The organism is Sphingobium sp. (assembly GCF_048594625.1).
Lineage (GTDB): Bacteria > Pseudomonadota > Alphaproteobacteria > Sphingomonadales > Sphingomonadaceae > Sphingobium.
In genome coordinates, this window is the sequence record NZ_JBMDWL010000106.1 from 25,751 (window position 1) to 52,635 (window position 26,885).

At 63.2% G+C, this 26,885-nt stretch carries 24 protein-coding genes and 1 tRNA gene; 15 read left to right on the forward strand and 10 right to left on the reverse strand.

Annotated elements, in window-relative coordinates; genetic code table 11:
- Positions 1–8 precede the first annotated feature (8 nt).
- The 4 genes from ACOJSJ_RS13590 to ACOJSJ_RS13605 all read left to right on the forward strand — a co-directional run bounded on the left by ACOJSJ_RS13590 (position 9) and on the right by ACOJSJ_RS13605 (position 4,050).
- The gene (locus ACOJSJ_RS13590) at positions 9–1,301 is read left to right on the forward strand and encodes a cytochrome b (RefSeq protein ID WP_420145508.1); all 1,293 of its coding nucleotides are present in this window, start codon (positions 9–11) and stop codon (positions 1,299–1,301) included.
- Between the two features lie 14 nt (positions 1,302–1,315).
- Positions 1,316–2,164 (forward strand): cytochrome c1, encoded by an 849-nt coding sequence (locus ACOJSJ_RS13595; RefSeq protein ID WP_420145509.1) that lies wholly within the window; start codon positions 1,316–1,318, stop codon positions 2,162–2,164.
- A 192-nt stretch (positions 2,165–2,356) separates the two neighbouring features.
- Positions 2,357–2,893, forward strand: a complete 537-nt coding sequence (locus tag ACOJSJ_RS13600; protein WP_420145510.1) for an adenine phosphoribosyltransferase — start codon at positions 2,357–2,359, stop codon at positions 2,891–2,893.
- 89 nt (positions 2,894–2,982) lie between these two features.
- Entirely contained in the window at positions 2,983–4,050 is a 1,068-nt protein-coding gene (locus tag ACOJSJ_RS13605) for an endonuclease/exonuclease/phosphatase family protein (protein ID WP_420145511.1), read from the forward strand.
- Between the two features lie 94 nt (positions 4,051–4,144).
- Here ACOJSJ_RS13605 and ACOJSJ_RS13610 read toward each other — a convergent pair whose 3' ends face one another.
- The gene (locus ACOJSJ_RS13610; RefSeq protein ID WP_420145512.1) at positions 4,145–4,780 is read right to left on the reverse strand and encodes a 5'-methylthioadenosine/S-adenosylhomocysteine nucleosidase; all 636 of its coding nucleotides are present in this window, start codon (positions 4,778–4,780) and stop codon (positions 4,145–4,147) included.
- Positions 4,781–5,331: 551 nt separating this feature from the next.
- Between ACOJSJ_RS13610 and ACOJSJ_RS13615 the strand changes: the two genes are divergently transcribed.
- A complete protein-coding gene (locus ACOJSJ_RS13615) occupies positions 5,332–6,159 on the forward strand; it encodes a 23S rRNA (adenine(2030)-N(6))-methyltransferase RlmJ (RefSeq protein WP_420145513.1) in 828 nt (275 codons plus the stop codon).
- Positions 6,160–6,459: 300 nt separating this feature from the next.
- On the opposite strand, the gene ACOJSJ_RS13620 is transcribed toward ACOJSJ_RS13615, so the two are convergent.
- A tRNA-Val gene (locus tag ACOJSJ_RS13620) sits at positions 6,460–6,534 on the reverse strand.
- A gap of 129 nt (positions 6,535–6,663) precedes the next feature.
- Between ACOJSJ_RS13620 and ACOJSJ_RS13625 the strand changes: the two genes are divergently transcribed.
- Positions 6,664–7,995, forward strand: a complete 1,332-nt coding sequence (locus ACOJSJ_RS13625) for a dicarboxylate/amino acid:cation symporter (protein WP_420145514.1) — start codon at positions 6,664–6,666, stop codon at positions 7,993–7,995.
- 21 nt (positions 7,996–8,016) lie between these two features.
- On the opposite strand, the gene cpdR is transcribed toward ACOJSJ_RS13625, so the two are convergent.
- A complete protein-coding gene (gene cpdR, locus ACOJSJ_RS13630) occupies positions 8,017–8,403 on the reverse strand; it encodes a cell cycle two-component system response regulator CpdR (RefSeq protein ID WP_420145515.1) in 387 nt (128 codons plus the stop codon).
- A 141-nt stretch (positions 8,404–8,544) separates the two neighbouring features.
- Between cpdR and ACOJSJ_RS13635 the strand changes: the two genes are divergently transcribed.
- Positions 8,545–9,438 carry an N-formylglutamate amidohydrolase gene (locus ACOJSJ_RS13635; RefSeq protein WP_420145516.1) on the forward strand — a complete coding sequence of 298 codons (894 nt, stop codon included), beginning with the start codon at positions 8,545–8,547 and terminating at the stop codon, positions 9,436–9,438.
- Between the two features lie 124 nt (positions 9,439–9,562).
- Here the strand turns inward: ACOJSJ_RS13635 and ACOJSJ_RS13640 are convergent, their stop codons facing one another.
- On the reverse strand, positions 9,563–11,449 hold the full coding sequence (locus ACOJSJ_RS13640; protein ID WP_420145517.1) for an acyltransferase family protein: 1,887 nt from the start codon (positions 11,447–11,449) through the stop codon (positions 9,563–9,565).
- A gap of 636 nt (positions 11,450–12,085) precedes the next feature.
- Positions 12,086–13,102: a class 1 fructose-bisphosphatase gene (locus tag ACOJSJ_RS13645; RefSeq protein ID WP_420145518.1), complete on the reverse strand. Its 1,017-nt coding sequence runs from the start codon at positions 13,100–13,102 to the stop codon at positions 12,086–12,088.
- A 237-nt stretch (positions 13,103–13,339) separates the two neighbouring features.
- Here ACOJSJ_RS13645 and ACOJSJ_RS13650 point away from each other — a divergent pair, with 237 nt between their 5' ends.
- Together ACOJSJ_RS13650 and ACOJSJ_RS13655 are read left to right on the forward strand one after the other, a co-directional pair.
- Positions 13,340–14,122 carry a TerC family protein gene (locus ACOJSJ_RS13650; RefSeq protein WP_420145519.1) on the forward strand — a complete coding sequence of 261 codons (783 nt, stop codon included), beginning with the start codon at positions 13,340–13,342 and terminating at the stop codon, positions 14,120–14,122.
- A gap of 346 nt (positions 14,123–14,468) precedes the next feature.
- Complete coding sequence (locus ACOJSJ_RS13655; protein ID WP_420145520.1) at positions 14,469–14,813, forward strand: DUF2322 family protein; 345 nt, start codon at positions 14,469–14,471, stop codon at positions 14,811–14,813.
- A gap of 245 nt (positions 14,814–15,058) precedes the next feature.
- Here ACOJSJ_RS13655 and ACOJSJ_RS13660 read toward each other — a convergent pair whose 3' ends face one another.
- Positions 15,059–16,429 (reverse strand): class II 3-deoxy-7-phosphoheptulonate synthase, encoded by a 1,371-nt coding sequence (locus ACOJSJ_RS13660; protein ID WP_420145521.1) that lies wholly within the window; start codon positions 16,427–16,429, stop codon positions 15,059–15,061.
- A 143-nt stretch (positions 16,430–16,572) separates the two neighbouring features.
- Positions 16,573–17,808 carry a YceI family protein gene (locus tag ACOJSJ_RS13665; RefSeq protein ID WP_420145522.1) on the reverse strand — a complete coding sequence of 412 codons (1,236 nt, stop codon included), beginning with the start codon at positions 17,806–17,808 and terminating at the stop codon, positions 16,573–16,575.
- A 263-nt stretch (positions 17,809–18,071) separates the two neighbouring features.
- Here ACOJSJ_RS13665 and ACOJSJ_RS13670 point away from each other — a divergent pair, with 263 nt between their 5' ends.
- Complete coding sequence (locus ACOJSJ_RS13670; protein WP_420145523.1) at positions 18,072–18,509, forward strand: acyl-CoA thioesterase; 438 nt, start codon at positions 18,072–18,074, stop codon at positions 18,507–18,509.
- Positions 18,510–18,646: 137 nt separating this feature from the next.
- On the opposite strand, the gene ACOJSJ_RS13675 is transcribed toward ACOJSJ_RS13670, so the two are convergent.
- On the reverse strand, positions 18,647–19,024 hold the full coding sequence (locus ACOJSJ_RS13675) for a DUF983 domain-containing protein (RefSeq protein WP_420145524.1): 378 nt from the start codon (positions 19,022–19,024) through the stop codon (positions 18,647–18,649).
- Between the two features lie 295 nt (positions 19,025–19,319).
- Here ACOJSJ_RS13675 and pabB point away from each other — a divergent pair, with 295 nt between their 5' ends.
- The 5 genes from pabB to msrA all read left to right on the forward strand — a co-directional run bounded on the left by pabB (position 19,320) and on the right by msrA (position 23,897).
- A complete protein-coding gene (pabB, locus tag ACOJSJ_RS13680; protein ID WP_420145525.1) occupies positions 19,320–20,501 on the forward strand; it encodes an aminodeoxychorismate synthase component I in 1,182 nt (393 codons plus the stop codon).
- 203 nt (positions 20,502–20,704) lie between these two features.
- Positions 20,705–21,328 (forward strand): aminotransferase class IV, encoded by a 624-nt coding sequence (locus ACOJSJ_RS13685; RefSeq protein WP_420145526.1) that lies wholly within the window; start codon positions 20,705–20,707, stop codon positions 21,326–21,328.
- A 155-nt stretch (positions 21,329–21,483) separates the two neighbouring features.
- Positions 21,484–22,686, forward strand: a complete 1,203-nt coding sequence (locus tag ACOJSJ_RS13690; RefSeq protein ID WP_420145527.1) for a pyridoxal phosphate-dependent aminotransferase — start codon at positions 21,484–21,486, stop codon at positions 22,684–22,686.
- A 400-nt stretch (positions 22,687–23,086) separates the two neighbouring features.
- Positions 23,087–23,239 carry a hypothetical protein gene (locus tag ACOJSJ_RS13695; RefSeq protein WP_420145528.1) on the forward strand — a complete coding sequence of 51 codons (153 nt, stop codon included), beginning with the start codon at positions 23,087–23,089 and terminating at the stop codon, positions 23,237–23,239.
- A complete protein-coding gene (gene msrA / locus ACOJSJ_RS13700; RefSeq protein WP_420145529.1) occupies positions 23,226–23,897 on the forward strand; it encodes a peptide-methionine (S)-S-oxide reductase MsrA in 672 nt (223 codons plus the stop codon). Before ACOJSJ_RS13695 ends, msrA begins: the two co-directional genes overlap by 14 nt.
- A 193-nt stretch (positions 23,898–24,090) precedes the next feature.
- On the opposite strand, the gene infC is transcribed toward msrA, so the two are convergent.
- Positions 24,091–24,624, reverse strand: a complete 534-nt coding sequence (infC, locus tag ACOJSJ_RS13705; RefSeq protein WP_184267118.1) for a translation initiation factor IF-3 — start codon at positions 24,622–24,624, stop codon at positions 24,091–24,093.
- A 130-nt stretch (positions 24,625–24,754) separates the two neighbouring features.
- Positions 24,755–26,737 (reverse strand): threonine--tRNA ligase, encoded by a 1,983-nt coding sequence (thrS, locus tag ACOJSJ_RS13710; protein WP_420145605.1) that lies wholly within the window; start codon positions 26,735–26,737, stop codon positions 24,755–24,757.
- Between the last annotated feature and the right edge of the window lie 148 nt (positions 26,738–26,885).

The window sequence follows — 26,885 nt, forward strand, 5'->3', positions numbered from 1 at the left end:
GGACCATCATGAGCTTTCCATGGGCTGAAAACTATACCCCCAAGCATCCGGTGATGCAGTGGGTCGACGAAAAGCTGCCGCTGCCGCGCCTCGTCTTCAATGCGGTCGGCGCTGGCTATCCGGTGCCGCGCAACCTCAACTATTTCTGGAATTTCGGCGTGCTGGCGGGCCTCGCGCTGGTGATCCAGATCGTCACCGGCGTCATCATGGCGATGCATTATGGCGCGAACGATCTGGTCGCGTTCGGCACCGTCGAACAGACGATGCGCGACGTCAACGCAGGCTGGCTGATGCGCTATGCCCATGCCAACGGCGCCAGCTTCTTCTTCATCGTGGTCTATCTCCACATCTTCCGCGGCCTTTATTTCGGTAGCTACAAGGCGCCGCGCGAAATGGTGTGGCTGCTCGGCCTCGTCATCTTCCTTCTGATGATGGCGACCGCCTTCATGGGATATGTGCTGCCATGGGGGCAGATGTCCTATTGGGGGGCGAAGGTCATTACCGGCCTGTTCGGCGCGATCCCGGTCGTGGGCGAACCGATCCAGACATGGCTGCTGGGCGGATTCGCGCCCGGCAACGCATCCCTGAACCGCTTCTTCTCGCTCCACTTCCTGCTGCCCTTCGTGATTGCGGGGGTCATCATCCTCCACATCTGGGCGCTGCATATTCCGGGTTCCTCCAACCCGACCGGCGTGGAAGTGAAGGGGCCGCAGGATACCGTGCCGTTCCACCCCTATTACACCGCAAAGGACGGGTTCGGGGCGGGCGTATTCCTGATCTGCTTCTCCATCCTGTTGTTCTTCGCGCCCAATTTCCTGGGTCACCCGGACAATTATATCGAAGCGAACCCGCTTTCGACGCCCGCGCACATCGTGCCCGAATGGTATTTCTGGCCCTTCTACGCGATCCTGCGCGCCTTCACCGTCGACTTCTTCTTCGTGCCGGCAAAGCTGCTGGGCGTGCTGGCGATGTTCGCATCGATCCTGCTGCTCTTCTTCCTTCCCTGGCTGGACACATCGCCGGTGCGGTCGGGCCGTTATCGCCCGATGTTCCGCAAATTCTGGTGGATACTGCTGGGCGACGTGGCGGTGCTGGGCTATTGCGGCGGCGCACCTGCCGAAGAACCCTTCGTGATGATCTCCCAGATTGCGGCGGCCTATTATTTCGCCCATTTCCTGATCATCCTTCCGCTGATCTCACGCTTTGAAAAGCCGCTGCCGCTGCCCGGATCGATCACCGAGGCCGTTCTGGCGAAATATGGCAAGACCGACGGCGAAACCGTCGCGGTCCCGGCTGAATAAGGGGTAGACACGATATGGTTCGCATCGGCGCATTTCTGGTCGGCCTCTTTTTCTCGGGCTGGCTGGTCATTTCCTTCCTTGTGGGTGCCTATTCCTATGTGACGGAGCCGCCCGCCAAGACGGTGGAGCATGAGTTCCACCTGCCCCCCAAACATGTCAGCTTCTCGTTCGACGGCCCCTTCGGCAAATATGACAAGCAGCAGCTCCAGCGCGGCTTTCAGGTGTTCAAGGAAGTCTGTTCGGCATGCCACAGCCTGAAATTCGTGGCGTTCCGCGATCTGGAGGCGCTGGGCTATAATGAGGCGGAAGTGAAGGCGATCGCCAAACAGTGGGCGATCCAGACCCCGTCGGTCGACTCTGCCACGGGCGAAGCGGCGACCCGCGAACCGGTGCCCGCCGATCATTTCCCCAAGCCGTTCGCGAACAATGTCGCGGCGGCGGCGGCGAACAACAATGCGATCCCGCCGGACCTGTCGCTGATGACCAAGGCCCGCCACCATGGTAGCGCCTATGTCTATTCGCTGATCACCGGCTATCAGGAGCAGCCCGCCGAATTGCTGAAGCATTTCCCGGATGCCAAGACGCCGGAGGGGCTGCATTACAACCCCTATTTCGCCAACCTGAACCTGGCCATGGCGCCGCCGCTGTCGGCCGACGGTCAGGTGACCTATGGCGACGGCACCAAGGCGACGGTAGACCAGATGGCGCAGGACGTTGCGGCGTTCCTGACCTGGACCGCGGAACCCAAGCTGGAAAACCGCCATCGCGCGGGTCTAGCGACGATCATCTTCCTGCTGATCGCGACGGGTCTGGCCTATATGTCCTATCAGAATATCTGGGCGGACAAGAAGAAGGCGGCCTGATGCGCTGACTGATCGGACCACGGCCGGGTCGTTGCTCCCATAAGGGCGGTGGCATGGCGGTTCGACCGGTTGGTGGAAAAAGGAGGGGCGCGGTTCCTGAATGGAGCCGCGCCCTTCGTTTATTTTTCCGACGCTTTTTCTTGACCAGCAGATGATTTCATCTGTCTGGAAAAGCCTCTATGGAGCGTGGCCATGAGCATCGACAGCCTGACCGCCCTGATCCGCACCATCCCCGATTTCCCCAAGCCCGGCATCATGTTTCGCGACGTGACGACGCTGCTGGCCGACGGGCCGGGGTTCGCCGAGCTGATCGACAGGCTGGTCACGGTCGTCCGCCCGCTGGACGCGGACCTGATCGTCGGGATAGAGGCGCGCGGCTTCATATTGGGCGCGGCGCTGGCCCATGCGCTGGGCAAGGGGTTCGTGCCGGTTCGCAAGAAGGGCAAGCTGCCCGGCAAGGTCGTGGGCATCGATTATGTGCTGGAATATGGCACCGACCGTCTGGAAATGCATGAAGGGCAGGTGCCCCAAGGCGCGCGCGTCATATTGGTGGACGACCTGATCGCGACCGGCGGCACCGCGCTGGCCGCCGCGCAGCTGCTGCGCGAACAGGGGGCGAGCGTGCTGATGGCGCTGTTCGCGGTGGACCTGCCCGATCTGGGCGGGAAAGCGGCGCTGGAGGCGTACGGGATGGTCGCGCAGGCGCTGATCGCGTTCGAGGGCGAATAGGCGGTCGATCGGGCAGGAAAATGGGGCGGCGCGGACAGGCCGTCTCCGACAGGGCGACGCGGACAGGGCAGCGCGGACAGGGCAGGGGCATGACCGGATCGCGTTTCCGCATGGGGTTGATCGCCATGTCCATGGCATTGTGGACGGCGGGATGCGCGACGCCATCGCCCCGGCACATCATGGCCTGCGCCACCGCCCCCATACCGGTTCTGCACGCGCCCGACGCGGACAGGATCACCACGACGCTGTCGGTCTTAAGCTATAATATCGAAGGGCTGGGATGGCCCGCGCGGGCGGGGCGGGCGGACGACCTGCGCCGCATCGGGCGGCATCTGGCGGCGCTGCGCAGGGACGGGCGCGCGCCCGACATCGTCCTGTTTCAGGAAATGTTCAGTGGCCCGGCAAAAGCAGCGGTGGCGGCCAGCGGTTATCCCGCCATCGCCACGGGGCCGAATCGCACCACCCGCGCGCGCGGGGTGACGAAGGAGGCGCTGCCGGGGCGGTCCCATTTCAGGCGGGGCGAACTGGGGCTGCACCTGACGGGCAGCGGCCTGGCCATCGCGTCGCGCTATCCGATCGTCGATGGGGCCATGCATGCCTATGGCCGTCGGTCCTGCGCGGGGATAGACTGCCTTGCCAACAAGGGTGTCATGCTGGCGCGCATCGCCATTCCCGGCGTGCCGACGCCCGTCGACCTCTACAACACGCATATGAACAGCAGGGGGGCGTCACGCGCGCCCCATTCGCGCAATCTGGCCGCGCATGACCGACAGTCGCTGGAGGCGTCGGCCTTTATCGACCGCACGCATGATGACGCCTATCCGGTGATATTCGGCGGCGATTTCAACATGCGCCGGTCGCAACCGCGCTGGGACAATTTTTCCCGCTATCAATCCTTCCATCTGGTCCACCGGACCTGTGTGGAGGTGGGTTCGGATTGCGAGGTGCGGCTGAACTGGTCCGGCGACAAGCCATGGATGGAGACGCAGGATCTGCAATTTTTCTGGCCCGGCGACAGGGTGTCCGTCCGGCCGGTCAGGGTGGAGGCGATGTTTACAGGTAAGGCGGGCGATCCGGCCCTATCCGATCATGACGGGCTGCTGGTCACGTACCAGCTGTCATGGCCGCGCAGCGCGGCGGTGACATCCAACTGTTAGAGCATGATCCGTTCATGCCGAATTATGCTCTATCTTCGCTTTGTTTTCCGCATTTTCCGAGCCAGCCGATGACGCCATCCGCTTCGGAGATGCTCTAATTGAGGGCGGGTGCCTGAAGCAGGGCGGCGGGCAGCAGGTCGACCATGTTGGCAAGCCGTTCGTCCAGCAGGCCCAGCAATTCCATCCAGCCATCGATATGGTCGAGTTCGCCCGGACCATCCGACACGCCGCGCAGGCCCATCAGCGGCACGCCGAACCGATCGCAGGCGCGCGCGATGGCGAATGTTTCCATATCGACCATGTCCGCGTCGATGGCGGCATATTCATCCCCGCCCACGACATTGGCGCCGGTGGAAAGTCGCGCAGTGGGGATCGCCAGCGGGGTCGCCAGCGGCAGATCGACTGGATGATCGGTGAGCGGGGTCACCCCCTTCGTAAAGCCCAGCCGCGACGCGTCCATGTCGCGCCATGACACGCTGGCGATCTGGAAGATGTCGCCAAGGGGGCAGGTGCGCGATCCGGCCGACCCCAGATTGACGACAAGGTCGGGCAGGGCGCTCCGCCGCGCCATATCGGCAAGCGCGATGCCGGTCACCAGCGCGGCCTCCACCGGGCCGACGCCGGTCAGAAGGGGCGTGAAGCGCCGACGCAGATGGGGACCATATTCGGCCTCCACCGCCATCACGAACAAAACGCGCTTTCCCGAAATCGTTTCGCAGTCCGCCATCATCCATCAAGCCCCGTTGAATCGCGGCAGGCTCTAAAGCATTTCGACGTCATCCGGAACCGAGGATGGCATTGCAAAATGGGGTGAATAAAAGGCTTTCGGAGGATGATTTCGTTTGAACCAGTCGGTTGACGTTCCAGGCCATGGCGGGGCGGGCCGGGACAGCCGATGGCCCGCATGATGCGCAAAAGAACGGCCGTCACGGCGGAGCCGCGCTCAGGCTCATCGGTTCAGGCTGTTCGGATCAGGCTGTTCGGATCAGGCCGATCGGATCAGGTTCCGGTGGCGGCATATCGATGCTGCGGAAGCGGAGCGGCCATAACTTCGCTTTGCAGAAGGTCCGGCAGTTCGTTTAGAGGATGATCCGTTCATACTGAAGCGGATCATCCTCTATCTTCTACTCTTTTCCGCATCTTCCGGGTCGGCAGATGATGCCATCTGCTTCGAAAATGCTCTACTTATCTGTTATCGCATCGTTATCTGCGCAAACCGGTGCCCACTTTTTGCGCAGATAACGATGCTTTAAAGCCCGATCGTCAGGATTTCGAACCGCAGTGAATTATCGTCATTCCTTCCATGCCGGCAACAGCGCCGATGTCGTGAAGCACAGCCTCCTCATCGCCCTGGTGCGGGCCTTGCAGCTCAAGGAGGGTGCGCTCACCCTGATCGACACCCATGCCGGTTGCGGGCTGTACGATCTGGGCGGCGATCAGGCGCAGCGCACTGGTGAAGCCACGCAGGGCGTGGTGCGGGCCTTTGCAGACACGAACCCCCTGCTGGACGATTATCGCGCCGCCGTACAGGCGGTGAATGAGGCGGGCGAACCGCGGCTTTACCCCGGATCGCCGCGATTTCTGGCGCAGCTTATGCGCCCGCAGGATGTCCTGATCCTCAACGAAAAGCATCCGGAAGACGCCTATACCCTGCGCGGCGCGATGCGGGACACCGGCGCGGCGGTGCATGAACGCGACGCCTACGAACTTTGGCTGGCGCTGTTGCCGCCCCGCACCGCGCGCGGCGTGGTGGTGGTCGATCCGCCCTATGAACAGACGGACGAACGCGCGCGCATCACCGCCACGCTCGCTGCCGCGCATCGCAAATGGGCGCATGGCGTGACGGTGATCTGGTATCCGCTCAAAGAGCGCGCCGCGCATCGGCAATGGAAGGCGCAGTTGCGCAAGCTGGGCATCCCGAAATTGCTGGTGGTGGAACATTGGCTGTACGATAGCGAGCAGCCCGGCATCTATAACGGCGCGGGTCTGTTTATCGTCAATCCACCCTATGCCTTCACGCAAGCTTTGCCGCCATTGCTGGAAGCCTTGCGCACGGCGCTGGCGCCCGAAGGGCATAGGGGCGAGATCAGGTGCGATTGGCTTGGGTGACGGAGATCAACCCGGATCGGGACATGGTGGCGTTTCAAAGGGCAATGTATAGGCGCGCGCCGATGCCCGCATGACGGTTTCACACCGGAGGGGGCTGGCGCGCGCGGGGGCGCTCCAGACGATTGCGCATGGTCCGGCGGGTTTCATGCGGAAATGGATCGGGCGGGATCGGTCCTTTCCGAATCGTTTCCGGTGTTGCCGATGCCGCCGGCGTGATCCGCAAGTTCGATTACACCGGACCAACACCGGAGGCCGGAAATCAAAAACCCCGGCAGGTCTTCGACCTACCGGGGTTTTCAATGGTGGGCGTGGCAAGGATTGAACTTGCGACCCCTGCGATGTCAACACAGTGCTCTACCACTGAGCTACACGCCCGCCGTGGAGGGGGCCAATAACGAGGGTCGTCACATCGCGCAAGCAGGAATTTGATAGAAATCGATATTCTTCTGGACAGGGCAGGGGACGCCCATATGCTGCCGGGCAAACAGGGGGACGCCACGTCATATGCTGCCAACGCCAACTTCGCCGATTGAGGCGGCGCCACGGCTTCCATTTTACCGCCAGCTTTATGTTCAGGTGCTGTTCGCCATCGCGCTGGGTGTCCTGATCGGCCATTTCTGGCCGGATGCGGGCAAGCAGCTGAAGCCGCTGGGCGAGGCCTTCATCAAGCTGGTGAAGATGATCATCGCGCCGGTGATTTTCCTAACCATCGTCACCGGCATCGCGGGGATGAAGGAACTGGGCGCGATCGGCCGGGTCGCGGCGAAAGCTTTCGGTTATTTCCTGACCTTTTCGACGCTGGCGCTGGTCGTCGGCCTGATCGTCGCCAATGTGGTGCAGCCCGGATCGGGCCTGAACATCGATCCGGCCACGCTGGATGCGGGGAAGGTCGCCGATTACGCCCATCAGGCGCATGAGCGCACGCTGACCGGGTTTTTGATGAGCATCATCCCATCGACCATGGTGTCGGCGGTGGCGGACGGCAATATTTTGCAGGTGCTGTTCGTCGCAATCCTGTTCGGCATTGCGCTGACCCTGATCGGGGACAAGGCGCAGCCGTTGATGACCGTGCTGGAATCGGCCAGCCATGCGGTGTTCAAGATGGTCGCGTTCCTGATGAAGGCGGCGCCCATCGGCGCGTTCGGCGCGATGGCGTTCACCATCGCAGAATATGGCGTGGGGACGCTGGCGAACCTGGCCGGGCTGGTCGCGACATTTTATCTGACGTCGCTGCTGTTCGTGCTGGTGGTGCTGGGCGCGGTGGCGTGGGCGGTGGGGTTCAACATCCTGCACCTGATCCGCTATCTGAAGGCCGAATTGCTGCTGGTGCTGGGGACGTCTTCGTCCGAAGCCGCACTGCCCAGCCTGATCGAGAAGATGGAGCGCGCGGGGTGCCGCAAGTCGGTGGTCGGACTGGTCGTGCCGACGGGGTACAGTTTCAATCTGGACGGCACGAATATCTATATGACGCTGGCGGCGCTGTTCATCGCGCAGGCGTGCAACGTGCATCTGAGCCTGGAGCAGCAGATATTGCTGCTGCTGGTGGCGATGATTTCGTCCAAGGGCGCGGCGGGCGTGACCGGCGCGGGCTTCATCACGCTGGCCGCGACGCTGTCCATCGTGCCGTCGGTGCCGGTGGCGGGCATGACGCTGATCCTGGGCGTCGACCGGTTCATGAGCGAATGCCGCAGCCTGACCAACTTCGTGGGCAATGCCGTCGCCACCGTCGTCGTGTCGGTGTGGGAAAAGGGGCTGGACCGCGAACGGTTCAGGGCCGCGATGGCAGGCCATCCGATGGAACCGGCGCCCGATATGCCCGAAGCGATGCCGGGCTGAACCCGGCACGCGGCATGCGGGTCAGGGCGTGTCGGTGGATGCGGGGATGCTTTCGTTGCCGAACATGCGTTCGACCTCCAGCACCAGATCGCGCAGGTGGAAGGGTTTCGAAAGCACCTTTGCCTGCGGCACGGCCTTCCCGGCCTTCAACGTGACGGCCGCGAAGCCGGTGATGAACATGATCCGCATGTCGGGCGCGACGGCGGCGGCATGCTGCGCCAGTTCGATCCCGTCCATTTCCGGCATCACGATGTCGGTCAGCAGCAGGTCGAACCGATCCGATTCGATATGCGGCATCGCCGCCAGACCCGTGTCGACCGACACGACGTCATAACCCGACCGTTCCAGCGCGCGCGCCAGATAGGTGCGCATGCTTTCATCATCTTCTGCCAATAAAATGCGAATCATTGCCCCAACATTCTCATTCGGCCGTCCCCCGGCACTTGGCGTCCATCCCTGCGGGTGGCGCAAGTCCTTCTTATATGCGACAAGGTTTAAATATTTGCCAGCCGGACAAGTTTTTTCGACGCGGCGGCGAAAGGAGTCGCATTGGATCATCCCGCGCCGCGCATCCCCACATTCAGCGACATGGCCTTTGATCTTTACGGTCCGATGATCCCGACGCGTCCGGTCGTGATTTCCGTGCCGCATGCCGGGCGCGATTATGATGCGGCGCTGATCGGCGCCGCGCGGGTGCAATTGCCGATATTGCGCCGACTGGAGGATCGCTGGGTCGACTTGCTGGCGCATCCGCTGATCGCGCGGGGCTTTACCGTTCTGGTGGCGCGGGCGCCGCGGGCGATGATCGACCTCAACCGGCATGAACGGGAAATCGACCCCGGCATGATCGCCGACCTGCCGCGTCATGTGACGTTGCAGAGCAGCGCGAAACTGCGCGGCGGGCTGGGCCTGTTCCCGCGCCGGCTGGCGGGCGCGCATGATCTGTGGCGCGGCCCCATGCCATGGGCGGAGGCGCATCGGCGGATCGAAACGGTGCATCGCCCCTATCATATGGCGATCAGCCGCCTGTTGACGGCCGCGCATCAGGCGCATGGCCATGCGATATTGATCGACCTGCATTCCATGCCGCCGCTGTCGCCGCCCGCCGCTGGGCAGCCTGCGCCCGACATGGTGCTGGGCGACCGGTTCGGGCGCAGCGCGACGGGCCGGTTGATGACGCTGGCGGCCGATGTGGCGGCGGGGCACGACTTGAACGTGACGCAGAACCACCCCTATGCCGGCGATCATCTGATCGAACGGCATGGCCGCCCGGAACAGGGCATGCATGCGATGCAGATGGAAATTGACCGCAGGCTGTATCTGGACCTGGCGATGGACGGGCCGGGCGCGGGGCTGGCGCGGATGCAGCGGATCGTGACGCGCATTGCAGAAGCGATGGCGGCCGAACTGCCGCGATCGGGCTATGCGCTGGCGGCGGAATAGGGGCCGCGGAATAGGGGGAGAGACCGTTTGAGAATGCGCCTTTGGGCGCATCGCGCTATCAGCCCGCTGCCACTACCCATCGGCAATATTCTATAGGTGGCCGATTGGGGAGTGGGCCGGTCTCCTAGCCATCCTTTGCGATTACCAGCCGGGCGCCGGTGACGCTGAGATGATGGGAATCGAAATAGAGCGGCCTGCCGTCATGTTCGATCATGCATTGCCCACTGGCGCACAGAGCGGCGACCGGATCGATCAGCGTGACACCGCGATCGCGCCAGCGGGTGAACAGCGCGCGTAGGTGTACGGTGCGGGATTCCACGCTCTGCCGGTCGATGCCGGTTGCCGCGTTCAGCCGTCCGGCCCGCGCCAGATGCGCCAGATGGCGCGGCACGTCGAAGGGCTGGGGCGGCACGGCGCCGATCAGCACGACGTCGCGTCCCATGGCCCGGATGGCGGCGATGGTTCGGTCCAGCTTTTCCACGAAGGCAGGATCGTCGAAATCGCCATTGGCCCAGAAGGCAGCCAGATAGATGCGTTTCAGGCGCGGGTCGGCGCGGATTGCGGCGAAAGCGGCGCGGTTGGCGGCGGCGCAGCGGGGATCTTTGGCATCATAGTCCAGAACCGGGGGGCAGCTGGAGGTGGTGCGTTCGATCAGGGCGCGGCCCCGGCTCCGGGCGTCGAGCGACAGGGCATAGGCGAGTTCCACCCCATGGCTGTCGCCCCACAGCATTGCGTCGGGCGACACGGGCGCGCCCAGCGTGCAGGGCGCAGCGTTGCGCAGGAAGCTGTCGTGGCATGACTTGCGCGTGGGGGCGAAATCATTCTGCCCGGCCATCTGCGCCAGCACCGGCGGCGCGAAGCGGGCGGGCCAGCCGCCCTTTGCCATCAGGGCGAGCGATGCCGCGCAGAGCATGGCCATCGCAGCGCCGGTGAAGAGGAAGATGGTGCGGGCGGGCATGCGCCGGATGTCGCGGAAGGGGCGCTCGACAAAGCGCCAGGACAGGGCGCCAGCCAGTAGGGACAGGGCGATGACCAGCGCCTGCGTCCCGCCCGCCAGCGGCCGGTCGGTCGTATATTCAGTAAAGACGATCAGCGGCCAGTGCCACAGATAGAGCGAATAGGAGATGAGGCCGACAGCGACCAGCGGACGCCACCCCAGCAGCAGGCCGACGCGCGTGTCGGGCGCGGTATGGATCAGCGCGGCGGCGCCCAGCACCGGGGCGAGCGCGGTGACGCCGGGGAAGATGGTGTTGCGGTCATAGAGGGCGACGGCAAGGCCGATCGCGCAGAGGCCGCACAGGGCAAGGGCTTCGCGCAGCCAGCGGGCACCGATGGCGGGGACCGCACCCAGCGCCAGCAGCGCCCCGGTGAATAATTCCCATGCGCGGGCGGGCAGCAGATAGAAGGTGAAGCCGCTGGTGTCGCGCTGCATGGCGATGGCGATGACCAGCGAGAGAATGGCGATGCCTGCCACCGCCGCCGTCCGCCAGCGTGGCGCATAGCGGGCGAGCAGCATCAGCAGGATCGGAAAGCCGATATAATATTGTTCCTCCACCGCCAGCGACCATGTCTGAAGCAGGGGCTTTACGTCCGCGCCGCCCGCGAAATAGCCGGTGTCGGTGAAGAACCAGAGGTTCGACAGGAACAGCGTGGCGGCCAGCGCGGATTTCGGCACGCTTTCCAGATCGCCGGGCAGGTAAAGCCATGCCGCGGCGCACAGGACCGCCAGGATCATCAGCGACAGGGCGGGCATGATGCGGCGGAAACGCCGTTCGTAGAAACGGATCAGGGAAAAGCGGCCCAGATCGATTTCGCGGGCGATGATGCCGGTGATCAGATAGCCCGATATGACGAAGAAGATGTCGACGCCGACATAGCCGCCGGAAAAGCCGGGGACATGAGCATGGAACAGCAGCACGGGCAGGATGGCGAGCGCCCGGAGCCCGTCGATATCGCGGCGATAGCGAATCGGGCTGTTCGTCGCGGCATGAAGTCCGGTCGTTGCGTGCATCCGCATCCGATAGCGGCAAAGCCCTGATAATATCTTTACCGCAAGTGTCGTGAAACGCGGCTTTGCGCAATGGATTGCATTTGATGCAACCATGGTTTCGCGCTTCGCATTTGCGCCGGATCGCTGATGAGGACAGAAGGACTGTGCCTTTCAGGCATCCTCTCCTAAAAACTTTCAGGCCGGTCTTGCGATCGGCCTTTTTTTTGTCATCGAGGTTCGCTAAGGCGATCTGGCTGTTCGGCGCGCCTCAAAACAAGTTTCTGGAGAGGAGCCGCCGGTTAAAACCGGCACGGCGAGCCGAAGCAGGGGGGATTTGAGCGATGTCGCTCTCCCCCCTTTTTCTTTTCCCCACCTTTTTTCATTTCATGGCGCCTGCTTTTTCGGTCCCCTGTTCATGGCGCGATGCCAGTCGTTTCTCGACTTCGCTCGAAACGAACGGGGGAAGCGGGCGCGAAAAGAACGTGGGGCAGGCGCGGAACGAACCGAGGTAGGCAGGCGCAAAATGAACGGAGGAGGCTGGAGCGCGCTACGTTACATGAGGCGCATGTCGCGCGCTCCAAGCTTTTGCGGTGGCATCGTGCGCAAAACCGGTTCCCACTTTTACGCACGATGCTTCAGGCATCCCCCCGTTCCGGATCAGGCCGGGACCATTTCCCTGCCATAGGCGACCACGGCCGCGACTTCGGCGCTGTCGCCCAGCACCACGCCCACGCGCTGGTGCAGGCCCTTTGCCGGGACGTCCATGATCGGCATGAAGCCGTCGGACGACGCGCCGCCCGCCTGTTCGATCAGATAGCTCATCGGATTGGCTTCATACATCAGGCGCAGCTTTGCCTTGCCCGGCGTGCGGTGATCATAGGGATACATGAAGATGCCGCCGCGCTTGAGGATGCGATGCACGTCCGCCACCATCGACGCAGTCCAGCGCATATTGTAATCCTTGCCGCACGGCCCGGCCGCGCCCAGCACGCGTTCGTCGACATAACGGGCGATGGCGGGCGACCATTGGCGGCGGTTGGACATGTTGATGGCAAATTCGCACTTGCCCTGCGGCATCTTCATGTCCGCGTCGGTCAACACCCAGCTGCCGACTTCGCGGTCGAGCGTAAATTCATAGACGCCGGTGCCGACGCTGAGCACCAGAATCGATTGCGGACCGTAGATGGCGTAGCCCGCCGCGACCTGCTGACGGCCGTCCTGCAGGAAATCTTCCTCCGTCACGTCGCGACCGGCGCAGTCTTCGGGCGCCTTGAGCACCGAGAAGATGGTGCCGACGGACAGGTCGACGTCGATATTGCTGGACCCGTCGATCGGATCGAACAGCATCAGATATTCGCCTTTGGGATAGCGATTGGGGATGGGATAGATGGTCTCCATCTCTTCCGAAGCCATGGCGGCGAGGTGACCGCCCCATTCATTGGCGTCGAGCAGCAGTTCGTTGGCGATGACGTCCAGTTTCTTCTGCACTTCGCCCTGCACATTTTCGCTGTCCAGGCTGCCCAGCACTTCGCCCAGCGCGCCCTTGCTGACCGCATGGCTGATCGTCTTGCACGCGCGGGCCACCGTTTCGATCAGTAGCCGCAATTCGCCGGGCAGGGCATTGGCGTTGCGCTGCTGTTCGATCAGGAAACGGGTCAGGGTGGTGCGGGCCATGAAACGCCTTTCATAAGGTGGGCGAAGGAGCGCGGCCGATACGGTCGAACCCCAGGTAAAAGGACAATGCCCGTCTCGCTAGGGCAGGGAAAGGCCCTAGTCCAGCGGCGGACGGCATCCTGTGCGACTTGTTAGCGTTGTCATGTGACAAACAATGTCTAGCGGAACCGGCGCGCGCGCGCATCGTTGCCCGAAACGTTGCGATGCCGTGTCGAACGGCATGCCAGAAGGAGCGATATGGACAGCCTGATCACCGCCTTTACCGACCCCACGGCCCTTGCCGCGCTGATCGCGCTGGTGGTGATGGAAGTGGTGCTGGGCATCGATAATCTGGTCTTCATTTCCATCCTGACCAACAAACTGCCCGAAGCGCAGCGGCCAAAGGCGCGCAAGATCGGCATCGGGCTGGCGCTGATCATGCGGCTGGTGCTGTTGTCGATGATCGCGTGGATCGTGGGGCTGACCCAGCCGGTGTTCGACCTGGGCTTTTCCGGGCCGCTTGATCCGCATGGTGCGCCGACGTTCGAAACCGAATTTTCGTGGCGCGACATGATCCTGATCGGCGGCGGGCTGTTCCTGATCTGGAAGGCGACGAAGGAAATCCATCATAATGTCGATCCCGCCCCGGCCGACGGCGTGCTGGACAAAAAGGGCGTGGCGACCATTACGTTCGGCGCGGCGATCACGCAGATCATCCTGCTGGACATGATCTTTTCGCTCGATTCCATTCTGACGGCGGTGGGTATGACCGATAACCTTGCGGTCATGTATATTGCCGTCATCGTGGCGGTGACCGTGATGCTGATCGCGGCCGACCCGCTGGCCAATTTCATTGCCAAGAACCCGACCGTGGTGATGCTGGCGCTCGGTTTCCTGCTGATGATCGGCGCGGTGCTGATCGCCGATGGCTTTGGCGTGCATGTGCCCAAGGGATATATCTATGCCGCCATGGCTTTTTCCACATTGGTTGAGGTGCTGAACATCCTTGCCCGCCGGGCGAAGACGCGGGGCGGCGCGTAAGGGCGCGGGGCGATCCATCGACAAGGATAGATCAGAGAAAATCCTGCATGTGAGGCATGTTGGATCTTTTTGGGGAGTTGGCCGGGGCCGGGGATGTTGGTTGAGTCATAATCTACCTCCCGTTACGGGAAGGGGGTTAGGGGGTGGGCTGTACGGCGCGAAAGCCCACCCCGCTGCCACTAGCGCGCTGCGCGCGCACGTCTTGCTGCCCCTCCCGCTCGCGGGAGGGGAACGGCGGGGAACCATCCCTTGTCCGTCATGGTCGGCGTCGCGAAGCGGGCCGCCGATTGCGTCGCGCGCGATAAGATGCGACAGGCCGCCGCGACCAACAAAGCGGGAACAATATATGCTGGCACAGATCGAACCGGGCGCGACGTTCAAGGATAATCTGGCGATGTTGCCGCCGATCGACGGGCTGTCGCATATCGACCTGACCGATGCGGACGGCGCGGTGGTGGCGACGATCGAGAACCAGCCGGGCAAGCAGGGATCGCTGGCGCTGTACCATTATCTGGCGCAGGCGTTCGGGGCGCTGGATGTCGCGGCGGCGACGCATGGGCTGGCGGTGTTTGCGGAGCATGTGTCCGATGCACGCGCCCGGCCGGGTGCGCACCCCAATGTCGACCGGCTGATCGCGATTGCCCAAGGTGGGGCTGCAATGAATATCGTGGTGGTGCGGGCTGCGGGCTGATCCGATTCGTGCGCGCAGGATCGTGGAGCCGGGATGCCGGCAAGGGCAGCGCACCCTGCTTGTCGACTAGAGCGATTTCCAAGCGATCGGGATTGATCGCTGGTTAAGACATCGCGGTAAACAAAGAATTTAGAGCGGTCATCTGATCCAATCAGATCGAAAACCGCTCCAAGCGCGAAGCGAACGGCGTTTGTACGCGTACAAAAAAAAGGGGCCGGATCATGTGATCCGGCCCCTTTTCCTGTTCAGGCTGCGGCGCGGCGTTCCTTCAGTTCCTCGTTCAGCATTTCCGCGAGGAGGAACGCGAGTTCGAGGCTCTGCGCCGCGTTGAGGCGCGGATCGCAATGAGTGTGGTAACGGTCGGCCAGGCCTTCATCGGTGATGGCGATGGCGCCGCCGGTGCATTCCGTCACATTCTGGCCCGTCATTTCGGCATGGATGCCGCCAGCAAAGCTGCCTTCGGCGCGGTGGACCGCGAAGAAGCCGCGCACTTCGGCCAGGATGCGGTCGAAGGGGCGGGTCTTGTAGCCATTGGCCGCCTTGATGACGTTGCCGTGCATCGGATCGCAGGACCAGACCACCGGATGCCCTTCGCGCAGGACCGCGCGGACCAGCTTGGGCAGGCCCGCTTCGATCTTGTCATGGCCATAGCGGGTGATGAGCGTGATGCGACCGGCTTCGCGCGCCGGGTTCAGTACGTCCAGCAGGCGCAGCAGCGCGTCCGGCTCAAGCGACGGGCCGCACTTCATGCCGATGGGATTGCCGATGCCGCGCAGATATTCGACATGGGCCGACCCTTCGAAACGGGTGCGGTCGCCGATCCACAGCATGTGCGCCGACGTGTCGTACCAGTCGCCGGTCAGCGAATCCTGACGGGTCAGCGCCTGTTCGAACGGCAGCAGCAGCGCTTCATGGCTGGTGTAGAAGCTGGTCCCGCCAAGCTGGGGCACGGTGTCCGCGTCAAGGCCGCAGGCGCGCATGAAGTCGAGCGCCTGACCGATCTGATCGGCCATCGCCTCGAACTTCGCCGCCCAGGGCGAACGGCCCATGAAATCGAGCATCCAGCCATGAACGCGATCAAGGCTCGCATAGCCCCCGGTCGAGAAGGCGCGCACCAGATTGAGCGTCGCCGCCGACTGGTTATAGGCGCGGATCATCCGTTCCGGGTCCGGCTCGCGCGCTTCCGGCGTGAAGGCGATGTCGTTCACATTGTCGCCGCGATAGCTGGGCAGTTCCACGCCGCCGATCGTTTCGGTATCGGCCGAACGGGGCTTTGCGAACTGGCCCGCCATGCGGCCGACCTTCACCACCGGCAGCTTCGACGCGAAGGTGAGGACCACCGCCATCTGAAGCAGCACGCGGAACGTGTCGCGGATGTTGTTCGGATGGAATTCCGCGAAGCTTTCCGCGCAATCGCCGCCCTGAAGCAGGAAGGCGTCGCCGGTCACGACCTTTGCCAGATCCGCCTTCAGATTACGCGCCTCGCCCGCAAAGACGAGCGGCGGAAACTGGCCAAGCTGGGCTTCTACCGAGGCAAGCGCCTCCTGATTACGATAAAAGGGCATCTGAATGCCCTTTTGGCTCCGCCAGCTTTCCGGCGTCCACTTCGCCGCCACGTCTGTTCTCCTTCGCGCAAGATAAAATAGGGGCCGCGCCTACGCTTTTATGGCCGCCAAGGCAAGATTGTACCATTTGGGCCATGGCAACGCGCAATGATTTGTCCCGATCAGGCTGATCGAGCGGCTCTGTCAGCGGCGATTTACTTCCGTCGCGCAGTGAAGGCGAAGGTCACCGCCACCTGTGGCGCAAGGCCGCCGCTGCTGTCGCCATTGCCAACGCCAAAGGCGGCGCGGGCGATGGTGGCGTTGCCCAACACCTTTCGCGTGGCGTCCTTGCCCGACAAAGTGAAGCGGATGGTCTGCGGCTTCGACACGCCCCTGAGCGTCAGCGTGCCGCTGGCGCGATAGCTGCCAGGGCCGGTCGCCTGGGCGCCCTTTGCCACGAAGGTCGCGGTCGGATGGGCGGCGACGCCGAAAAATTCGTCGCCCGGCAGCATCCCGTCCTTATAGGCGTCGCCCACGCTGGCCGATGCCATGTCGATCGTCACCTTTATGTCGGCGCTGTCGGGATGGTCGGGGTCCATGACGATGGCCGCGGTCCATTTCGCAAAGCTGCCGCTGATCATGTCGCCATCATTGCCGACGGTAAAGCCGATGCGGCCGCCGGGCTGGACGGTCCATGTGGGGGGCGGACCGGCGGGTTCCTCCGCCGTGGCAGGCTGCGTTGCGTTTGTGGCGGCATCGTCTGCGGGCAAGGCGGCGTTCGGCGCCTGTGCTTCGGCCGCATTTGCGGGTTCGATCGCGTTGTCGGGGGCGGTGGCCTGAGCGGCGGGCGCGGGTCTGGGCGCGGGCAGGATGGCGCGACCGGCGATGAAGCCGATCAGGATGAGCGCGGGCAGACCCACCAGCAGCAGCGGCGAGCGGGCGGGCATCATCCGCCATATCAACCCATCGCGCATCAGCAGATGATGGCGCAGCGCGCCCGCGACATGCAGCAGGAAGAGAGCGATGCCCAGCCACGCCAGCAGCGCATGGCCATTTTCCGCCAGAGCGTGACTGTCGGCGGGCAGCGGCATGTGGGGCAGGGGAATGGTGCCGAAGATCAGCGTCGGCACCTTCACCTTCGCCGTCGATACCAGCGCCCAGCCGGTCAGCGGCGCGCCCAGCATGAAGGCATAGAGGCCGACATGGACGGCGGACGCCAGCGCGCCCTGCCATCCGCCCTCCAGCTTTGCCGGGCGCGGTTTCCAGTAGCGGACCGCGACGCGCAGCAGCGTCAGCAGCAGGACCGTGATGCCGATAGATTTATGCAGCTGGAACAGCGAAAATCCGCGTGCGCCAAGGTCATCCAGCGCCCAGCCGACGCTGATCTGAAAGGCGAGCAGGGCGGCGATCGCCCAATGCAGGAAAATGGCGGTCCGGCTGTAACGCTGCATATCATGTCCCCTGCGCGGCACGGCGCCGCCCGTTCGGAAAAGGGGCGGCGGATCGCGGCGCGTCGATCCCATTATCATATCGGTCGCGAAATTAGGGGGTGGGCATGGGCAAGTCCATCTGCCCCACGCGAAACATTTCGTTGCCACATAAATGTCATATGTGTCCAAAAGGCCGCACCGACGTCATTTTTATCGGCACGATTGCATCGACCGCCATCCCGGCTAAGACATGGGGCCAATCATAAACAGGGATAAAACAGGACATGGCCAAACCCGAATCCTGGCGATTCAGTCCCGAAGCCTATCGCTTCGTGACCAGCATCGACACCCGGTTCCAGGATCTCGACACCATGGGCCACATCAACAATGTGGCGATTTCCGGTATCTTCGAAACGGCGCGCATCCGGTTCCACCATCATCTGGGCCGTCATCCGCAGGAACAGGGCGTGCGCTGGCTGGTCGCCAATGTGAACCTGAACTTCATCGAGGAATCGCATTTCCCCTATCCGTTCGAAGTGCATTGCGCGATCGGTCATATCGGCCGGACCAGCTGGACCATCAGTTCGGCGGGTTTCCAGAAGGGCGTGTGCGTCGCGACCTGCGATACCACCGTCGTCACCCATGGCGCCGAAGGGCGGCGGGAGATCGACGAAACGCTGCGCGAGGCGATGGAGCTGAATTTCCTGCGCCGTCCGGAATGAAGCGGCGCGCCTAGAGCAATTTCCAAGCGATCGGGATCGATCGCTGGTTAAGAAATTGCGGCAAACAAAGAGCTTAGAGCGGCAATCTGATCCAATCAGATCGAAAAACCGCTCTGAACCCGCCGGAACAGGGCGGATCAGGAAAAACCGGCCATGCGCCGGCTCCACTGAACCGCGATGACCGCGCCCTTGACCGGCTGAATCATCGCCACCGCCAGAATGATCGCCAGCGTCGGCCAGATCAGCGCCTGCCACAGCAGCGGGACGTGGAGCGCCGCGTTCACCTCTATCATCAGCGGCACCAATGTGTGGCCCAGCAGCAGGATGACGATATAGGCGGGGAAATCATCCGCCTGATGCCCGTCGAGCGCCAGACCGCAGGCGGGGCAGGCAGGCGTTGCCTTGAGGAAGCGGGCGAACATGCGCCCTTCGCCGCAGGCCGGGCACCGCCCGCGTAGGCCATGGGCGATGGCGGGGCCGATCGGGCGGTCTGATGGCGGTGCGGGGTCGGTCATCGAGCTTTGCTAAAGCATTTTCGCAGCGGATGGCATCATCTGCTGGCTTGGAAATGCGGGAAACAGAGCATCATCCGATGAGATTGAACCGGATCTTGCTCTCATGACCTTTTGCTTTTGCACATTTTCAGCTGCCTGCTGGCCTGTGACATGCCTGCGATCGTCGGGCCGGGCCGCATGATGGGGAGCCTGTCTGAACCGCCGGAGCCATAGCGGGGTCGCGATCCGCGGGCGCGGGGCCTGCCAGGCGATTCTGCGATATAATCTGGTTCCGATATGGTCTAACAGGCGCGCCATGCGTCTGCCCGGTTCCCATGAATCCTATTGCCTGTTCGACGATGCGCGCGCCCGCGCTGCCCCGGCGCGGCTCTATCGCGATCCGGTGGACATCATCGCCGTACACGATATGGCCGCCGTGCAACCCGCGCTGGACCGGCTGGCGGAGGCGCGGGACAGGGGGCTGCATGCGGCGGGATATATCGCCTATGAAGCGGGGCTGGCGCTGGAAGGGCGGCTGGACCCCATCGCCCGTCGCCATGGGGAAGGGCAGGGGCAGGTTCAGGGCGGCGCGCCGCTTTTGTGGTTCGGCCTGTTCGAAGGGGTGCGGCTGATCCCGTCGGCGGACATGCCCCACCTGTTGCCAGATCCGGCGGGCGCGACCGTCGGTGCGCTGCGCCCGCTGGTGGGCGAGGATGCCTATCGCGCGGCTTTCGAGCGAGTGCAGGATTATATCAGGGCGGGCGACATCTATCAGGTCAATCTGACTTTTCCGTGCGATGTCGACGTGGCGGGCGATCCTCTGGCGCTTTATGCCGCCATCCGGCCGCGCGCGGCGGCGGGCTATGGCGGGGTGATCCGTACCGGCGGCCATTCCATCCTGTCCTTTTCGCCCGAACTTTTCTTTACGCAGGTGCGCGGGCAGCTGACCGCGCGGCCGATGAAGGGCACGGCGACGCGCGGCGCGGACCCGGCGGCGGACCAAGCGCAGGCGGCATGGCTGGAAAGCGACGCGAAGCAGCGTGCCGAAAATCTGATGATCGTGGACCTGTTGCGCAACGACCTGTCGCGCGTGTCGCAGGCGGGCAGCGTGACGGTGCCCGACCTGTTCAGGGTCGAAACCTATCCCACCGTCCATCAGCTGGTGTCGAGCGTGCGCGCGCGGATCTTGCCAGGCCTGTCGCCGGTCGACGTTTTGCGCGTGCTGTTCCCCTGCGGGTCCATCACCGGTGCGCCCAAGGTGCGGGCGATGGAGATCATCGACGCGGTCGAACCCCATGCGCGCGGCGTCTATACCGGCAGCATGGGGTGGATCGATCCGGAAGGAGACGCCGCGTTCAATGTTGCCATTCGCACCATTTGCGTCGAAGAGGGCAGCGGGATCGGACGGCTGGGGCTGGGGTCGGGCATCGTCGCGGATTCGGATTGCGCATCCGAATGGGCGGAATGTCTGGCCAAGGGGCGTTTCCTGTCGACCTGAACGAATAGGGGCGTGCATTTGATGCGGTTCAGGACCGATTGCGTTGGTCCTGCTGCGCCGGATGTTGGGCCGGATTTTGGGCCGGATCTTGGGGTTGCCGCGTTTTCCGGATCAGCAGACGGTCCCGTCTGCCTTGGGAAGCGTACTGGAACATGACTTTAGGGGCGCTTGACTTTTGGCGCTGTGGGGCTTGAAAAGTTTCAATGGCATTGGCTGACGGACGGTTCGACCTGTTGGAAACCATGGCTTTCGATCCGCTCGAAGGCATCAGGTTGCTGGACCTGCATCTTGAGCGGATCAAGGCGAGCGCCGACGCGCTGGGGTTCCAGTTCAATCGCCATGACGTGCGCAACGAATTGCAGGCCGCGACATTCCAGCTGCGCGAACGCAGCCGGGTGCGGTTGATGGCGTCGCGCGGCGGGGCGCTGGCGATCGAGGTGCGCGGGCATCTGAGCTGGCCCGACGCGATCATGCGCGTGGCCGCCGTGCCGCGCATGTGCCCGGCGGACGACCAGCGCCTGTGCCACAAGACCAGCGACCGCAGCCTGTATCGCGATGCGCTCAAACGCGGGGGCACCTATGAAGTCGTGCTGCTCGACGCGCAGGGCTATGTGACCGAAGGCTGTTTTTCCACCATCTTCGTGGAGCGCGGGGACAAGCTGGTGACGCCACCCGCTTCGCGCGGGCTGTTGCCGGGCATATTGCGCCGCAGCCTGATCGACATGGGGGAAGCGGTGGAAGGCGACCTGCGCCTGCACGATCTGGAGCGGGGCTTCTTCATCGGCAATGCGTCGCGCGGGATGGTGGCCGCGACATTGCTGCGCTGACACGGGGCGTAGCAGAGGCGCGCGATAGCCGCGCTATCGCATCGTAAAGCCATTAACGCCCATCTGGCCGGTTGCCCGATCGTCCGTTGCGCACTAAGGACCGCGGCGTCCGCTTTTATTGCGGGCCTAGGGGATTTTTCAGCGAGTTTATTGCCATGAGCCAGACTTCCGCCGCCTTGGGTCGTATTCAGCCGTCCGCCACGCTCGCCATGAGCGCCCGCGTGAACGCGCTTAAAGCCGAAGGCGTGGACGTCATTGGCCTGTCGGCCGGCGAACCCGATTTCGACACCCCCGATTTCGTCAAGGAAGCCGGGATCGCGGCGATTCGCAACAACCTGACTCGCTATACCGATGTGGACGGCACGGTCGACGTCAAGGAAGCGGTTGCCTTCAAGTTCAAGCGTGACAATGGCCTCATTTACAAGCGCAGCCAGATCAGCGTCAATTCGGGCGGCAAGCATACGCTGTTCAACGCGCTGATCGCGACGGTCGATGCGGGCGATGAAGTCATCATCCCGGCGCCCTATTGGGTCAGCTATCCCGACATCGTGAACTTTGCAGGCGGCAAGCCGGTCTTCATCGAAGGCCCGGCGTCGCAGGGATATAAGATTACGCCCGCCCAGCTGGACGCCGCGATCACGCCGCGCACCAAATGGGTGATGCTCAATTCGCCGTCCAACCCGTCGGGCGCGGCCTATTCGGCGGACGAGCTGAAGGCGCTGGCCGACGTGTTGCTCCGCCACCCGCATGTGCTGGTGATGACGGACGACATGTATGAACATGTCTGGTACGCGCCCACGCCCTTCGCCACCATCGCGCAGGTGTGCCCGGAACTGTATGACCGCACGCTGACCGTCAATGGCTGTTCCAAGGCCTTTTCCATGACCGGATGGCGCATCGGTTTTGCGGGCGGCCCCGAATGGATCATCAAGGCGATGGGCAAGCTGCAATCGCAGTCGACCAGCAATCCCTGCTCGATCAGTCAGGCGGCCGCCGTCGCTGCGCTGACCGGCCCGCAGGATTTTCTGGAAGAGCGCAACGCCGTGTTCAAGAAGCGTCGCGATATGGTGGTCGCCATGCTGAACGACGCGCCGGGGCTTGATTGCCCGACGCCCGAAGGCGCCTTTTACGTTTATCCCGACGCCAGCGGCGTGATGGGCAAGACGACGCCCAAGGGCGCGGTGATCGACAGCGACGAAGCGCTGATCGGTTATTTCCTGGACGAAGCGAAGGTCGCGGCCGTGCATGGCGCGGCGTTCGGCCTGTCGCCCGCCTTCCGCATCAGCTATGCGACGTCGGACGATGTGTTGAAAAAAGCCTGCACGCGAATTCAGGAAGCCTGCGCCGCGCTGAAATAATCGGCGCGCCTTCGCGGCTGCAACGACATGAGGGCCGGTGCATCAGCATCGGCCCTCTTGCTTGCGGTGGGCGCGGCGGGCCGTTTAAAGGGCTGGAAAGTCTGGTGTCGCTCGATGATTGGGATGATGCCATGCCGCCGATTGCCCGACCGGGTGGTCCTTTTGTCACAAAATGGAAACGGTCTTTTTCGCGTCGCAGCGTCTTGCGATTGCCGCAGTATAGCCTATATGCGCGTTGCATAGAGAAACTGATTTAAAGGACCAACTCCATTCGTCGTTTTATAGCCGATGTCGGTCGAAAGCTGCTCCCGCAGCGCAGGCCGTTAAGACAGGGGCAAGGCAGATGGAGATAGTCGGCAGGTCGATGCGGCCTGAAATATATTCTGGAAGGGCTTTGGCCATGGTTACGTTTTTGAAATCCGATCTGTTTCTGCGCTTTCTGGGCGGGTTCGCGATGGGTGCCGTGGCCATGTTCGCGCTTCAGCCCGACGAGGGGACGGTCATCGGGTCCACCGCCATTGCGGCGACCGCTACGCAGAATGCGGCGCTCTGATCGCCTTGCCCTGATATGCGCGGCGGCATTGTCCGCCGCCGCCCCGGCGCATGCCGAACGGGCCGTACTGGCCCCTATCGCCACCATCGATGCAGCGCCCACGCGCAAGCTGGAAACCGCCGTCTTCGCGGGCGGATGCTATTGGGGCGTCGAGGGTGTTTTCTCCCATGTCAAAGGTGTCCACCTTGCGGTCGCCGGCTTTGCCGGAGGACCGCGATCGATGCGCGTTGATTATGCGCGGGTCAGCAATGGCGACACCGGCTATGCCGAAGCGGTTCGGGTGACCTATGATCCGGCGCAGGTGAGTTACGGGACGCTGCTGCGCATCTTCTTTTCGGTGGTGACCGATCCGACGACGCTGAATTATCAGCAGCCCGACCATGGCACCCAATATCGCAGCGCGCTGTTCCCGCTCAATCCGGAGCAGGCGCGGGCGGCCGACGCCTATCTGACGCAGCTGGGCAAGAGCGGCCTGTGGCGCGACCCGATCGTGACGAAGGTGGAGCGCTTCACGGGTTTTCAGGACGCCGACGCCTTTCACCAGGACTTTCTGCGGCGTAATCCGCGTCACCCCTATATCCAGCGGTGGGACATGCCCAAGTTGGCGGCGCTCAAGGCGATGTTCCCGGCGCTATATAGCGAGAAGGCCGCGCGCTGAGCAGAGGATAGGGCGCTATCTGACCTATTCCTTCCGTTCGTTTCGAGCGAAGTCGAGAAACACTGGTGCTGCGCTACGCGCTTCTCGACTGCGCTCGAAGCGAACGGGTGGGTTAATGTTACCCGCATAAAGCAAAAGGGCGGGGTCTGGATGCAGACCCCGCCCTTTTGCGGTGCGTTGTGGCAGGTGACCCTTATTTCGGGGCCAGCACCATCAGCATCTGGCGGCCTTCCATGCGCGGATAGGCTTCCACCTTCGCGATTTCGGCGACATTTTCGGCCACGCGCTGAAGCAGGGCCATGCCCAGCTGCTGGTGGCTGAGTTCGCGGCCACGGAAGCGCAGGGTGATCTTCACCTTGTCGCCGTCGCCGATGAAGTCATGGACCTTCTTCATCTTCGTATCATAGTCATGATCGTCGATGTTCGGACGCATCTTGATCTCTTTGAGTTCCTGCGTCTTCTGGGTCTTGCGGGCGATATTCGCCTTTTTCTGGGCTTCGTACTTGAATTTGCCGATGTCCAGAAACTTGCAGACCGGCGGGTCGGCGTTCGGCGACACTTCAACCAGGTCGAGGCCGACTTCATAGGCCTGCTCGATGGCTTCCTGCGTAAACATCACACCCAGATTTTCGCCTTCGTCATCAATCACGCGCACCTTGGGCACGGTGATGAATTCATTATAGCGAGGGCCGGACTTCGGCGGCGGCGCCAGCGGGCGGCGCATCATCGGGGGACGTATAGCAGTATCTCCTATGGTCGTTGCAGGAACGAGTGGCTCTTAGCGGCTTTTTGGCAAAGCCGAAAGGGGTGCGTAATCCCGCCGTAACGGAATCACGCACCCTTGTGGCATTGCTGCCTCACCGCATATCGGGTGCGCGGGCTTCGATTGCAAGGCGCGAAATGACATCGTCCAGCGACAGGACGCTCTGTCCTTCCTTGCCCAGTTCGCGCAGGGCCACGGTGGCTTCTTCCGCTTCGCGACGGCCCACGACCAGCAGATTGGGCACTTTTGCGAGGCTATGTTCGCGCACCTTATAGTTGATCTTCTCGTTCCGTACGTCGATTTCGGCGCGGATACCGGCGGCGCGCAGCTTCTCCACGGCGGCCTTCGCATAATCGTCCGCGTCCGACACGATGGTCGCGACGACCGCCTGCACCGGGGCAAGCCAGAGCGGGAATTTGCCCGCATAATGTTCGATCAGGATGCCGATGAAGCGTTCATAGCTGCCGAAAATGGCGCGGTGAAGCATGACCGGGCGGTGGCGTTCGCCATCTTCGCCGATATAGCTGGCGTCGAGTCGTTCGGGCAGCACGCGGTCCGACTGGATGGTGCCGACCTGCCATGTGCGGCCGATCGCGTCGGTCAGGTGCCATTCCAGCTTGGGCGCGTAGAAAGCGCCTTCGCCCGGCAATTCTTCCCAGCCATATTCGGGGGTGTTGAGGCCCGCGGCGGCGACCGCGTTGCGCAGTTCATTTTCCGCCTTGTCCCACATATCTTCGCTGCCGAAGCGCTTTTCGGGGCGCAGGGCGAGTTTGATCGAATAGGTGAAGCCGAAATCCTTGTAGATGCGGTCGGCCAGCGCACAGAATGCCCGCACTTCCTCCACAATCTGGTCTTCGCGGCAGAAGATATGCGCGTCATCCTGCGTGAACTGGCGCACACGCATCAGGCCGTGCAGCGCGCCATGCGGCTCGTTGCGGTGGCAGCAGCCATTTTCGTAGAAGCGCAGCGGCAGGTCGCGATAGCTCTTGATCCCCTGACGGAAGATCAGGACGTGCGCCGGGCAGTTCATGGGCTTCAAGGCCATCCATTCGGCGTCGTCCGACACCAGCGGGCCTTCATCCTCCACATTGGGCACTTCGTCGGGGATGACGAACATATTTTCGCGATACTTGCCCCAGTGGCCGGACGCTTCCCACTGGCGGGCGTCCATCACCTGCGGCGTCTTCACTTCGCGATAGCCCGCATCGTCGATGGCGCGGCGCATATAGGCTTCCAACTCGCGCCAGATCAGATAACCCTTCGGGTGCCAGAAGACGCTGCCATGCGCTTCCTGTTGCAGATGGAACAGGTCCATTTCCGCGCCCAGCTTGCGATGGTCGCGCTTGCCCGCTTCCTCCAGCCGCGTCAGATGCTCGGCCAGTTGCTTCTTGTTGAGCCAGCCGGTGCCGTAGATGCGGCTGAGCATCGCGTTTTTCTGATCGCCGCGCCAATAGGCGCCAGACACGCGGGTCAGCTTGAACGCGGCCGGGTCCAGCTTGCCGGTGGACGCCAGATGCGGGCCGCGGCACATGTCGTACCAGCCGTCGCCCGAATGATAGACGGTCAGTTCCTCGCCCTGCGGCAGTTCGGCGGCCCATTGCGCCTTGAACGTCTCGCCGGCGGCTTCCCATTGCGCGATCAGTGTGTCGCGGGCGATGACTTCGCGGCGCAGGGGCTTGTTGGCGGCGATGATCCTGCGCATCTCCGCCTCGATCGCGGGCAGGTCTTCCTCCGTGAAGGGGCGATCCTTGGGCGCGAAGTCGTAATAGAAGCCGTCCTCCGTCGCCGGGCCGAAGGTGATCTGCGTACCGGGGAACAGCGCCTGCACCGCTTCGGCCAGAACATGCGCGAAATCGTGGCGCGCCAGTTCCAGCGCGTCGGCTTCATCCTTCGCCGTCACGAGCGCCAGCTGCGAATCCTGTTCCAGCGGGCGACCGATGTCGCGCAGTTCGCCATCGACGCGCGCGGCGATCGCCGCCTTGGCCAGGCCCGGCCCGATCGATGCCGCAATGTCCGCCGGAGTAGTACCGGGCGCGACTTCACGCACGGAACCATCGGGCAGGGTGATCTTGAGCATGGCGGACACGGGAGGTCTTTCTGTGAAATTTCAGGTTGCGCGGCCCGAAAAAGCCGCGCCTTCCCCTTAAATGGGCCGTCCGCACTGTCAATAGAAGGGGGCAATAGAAGGGGGCAATAGAAGGGGGCAATAGAAGCGGAGGCAATAG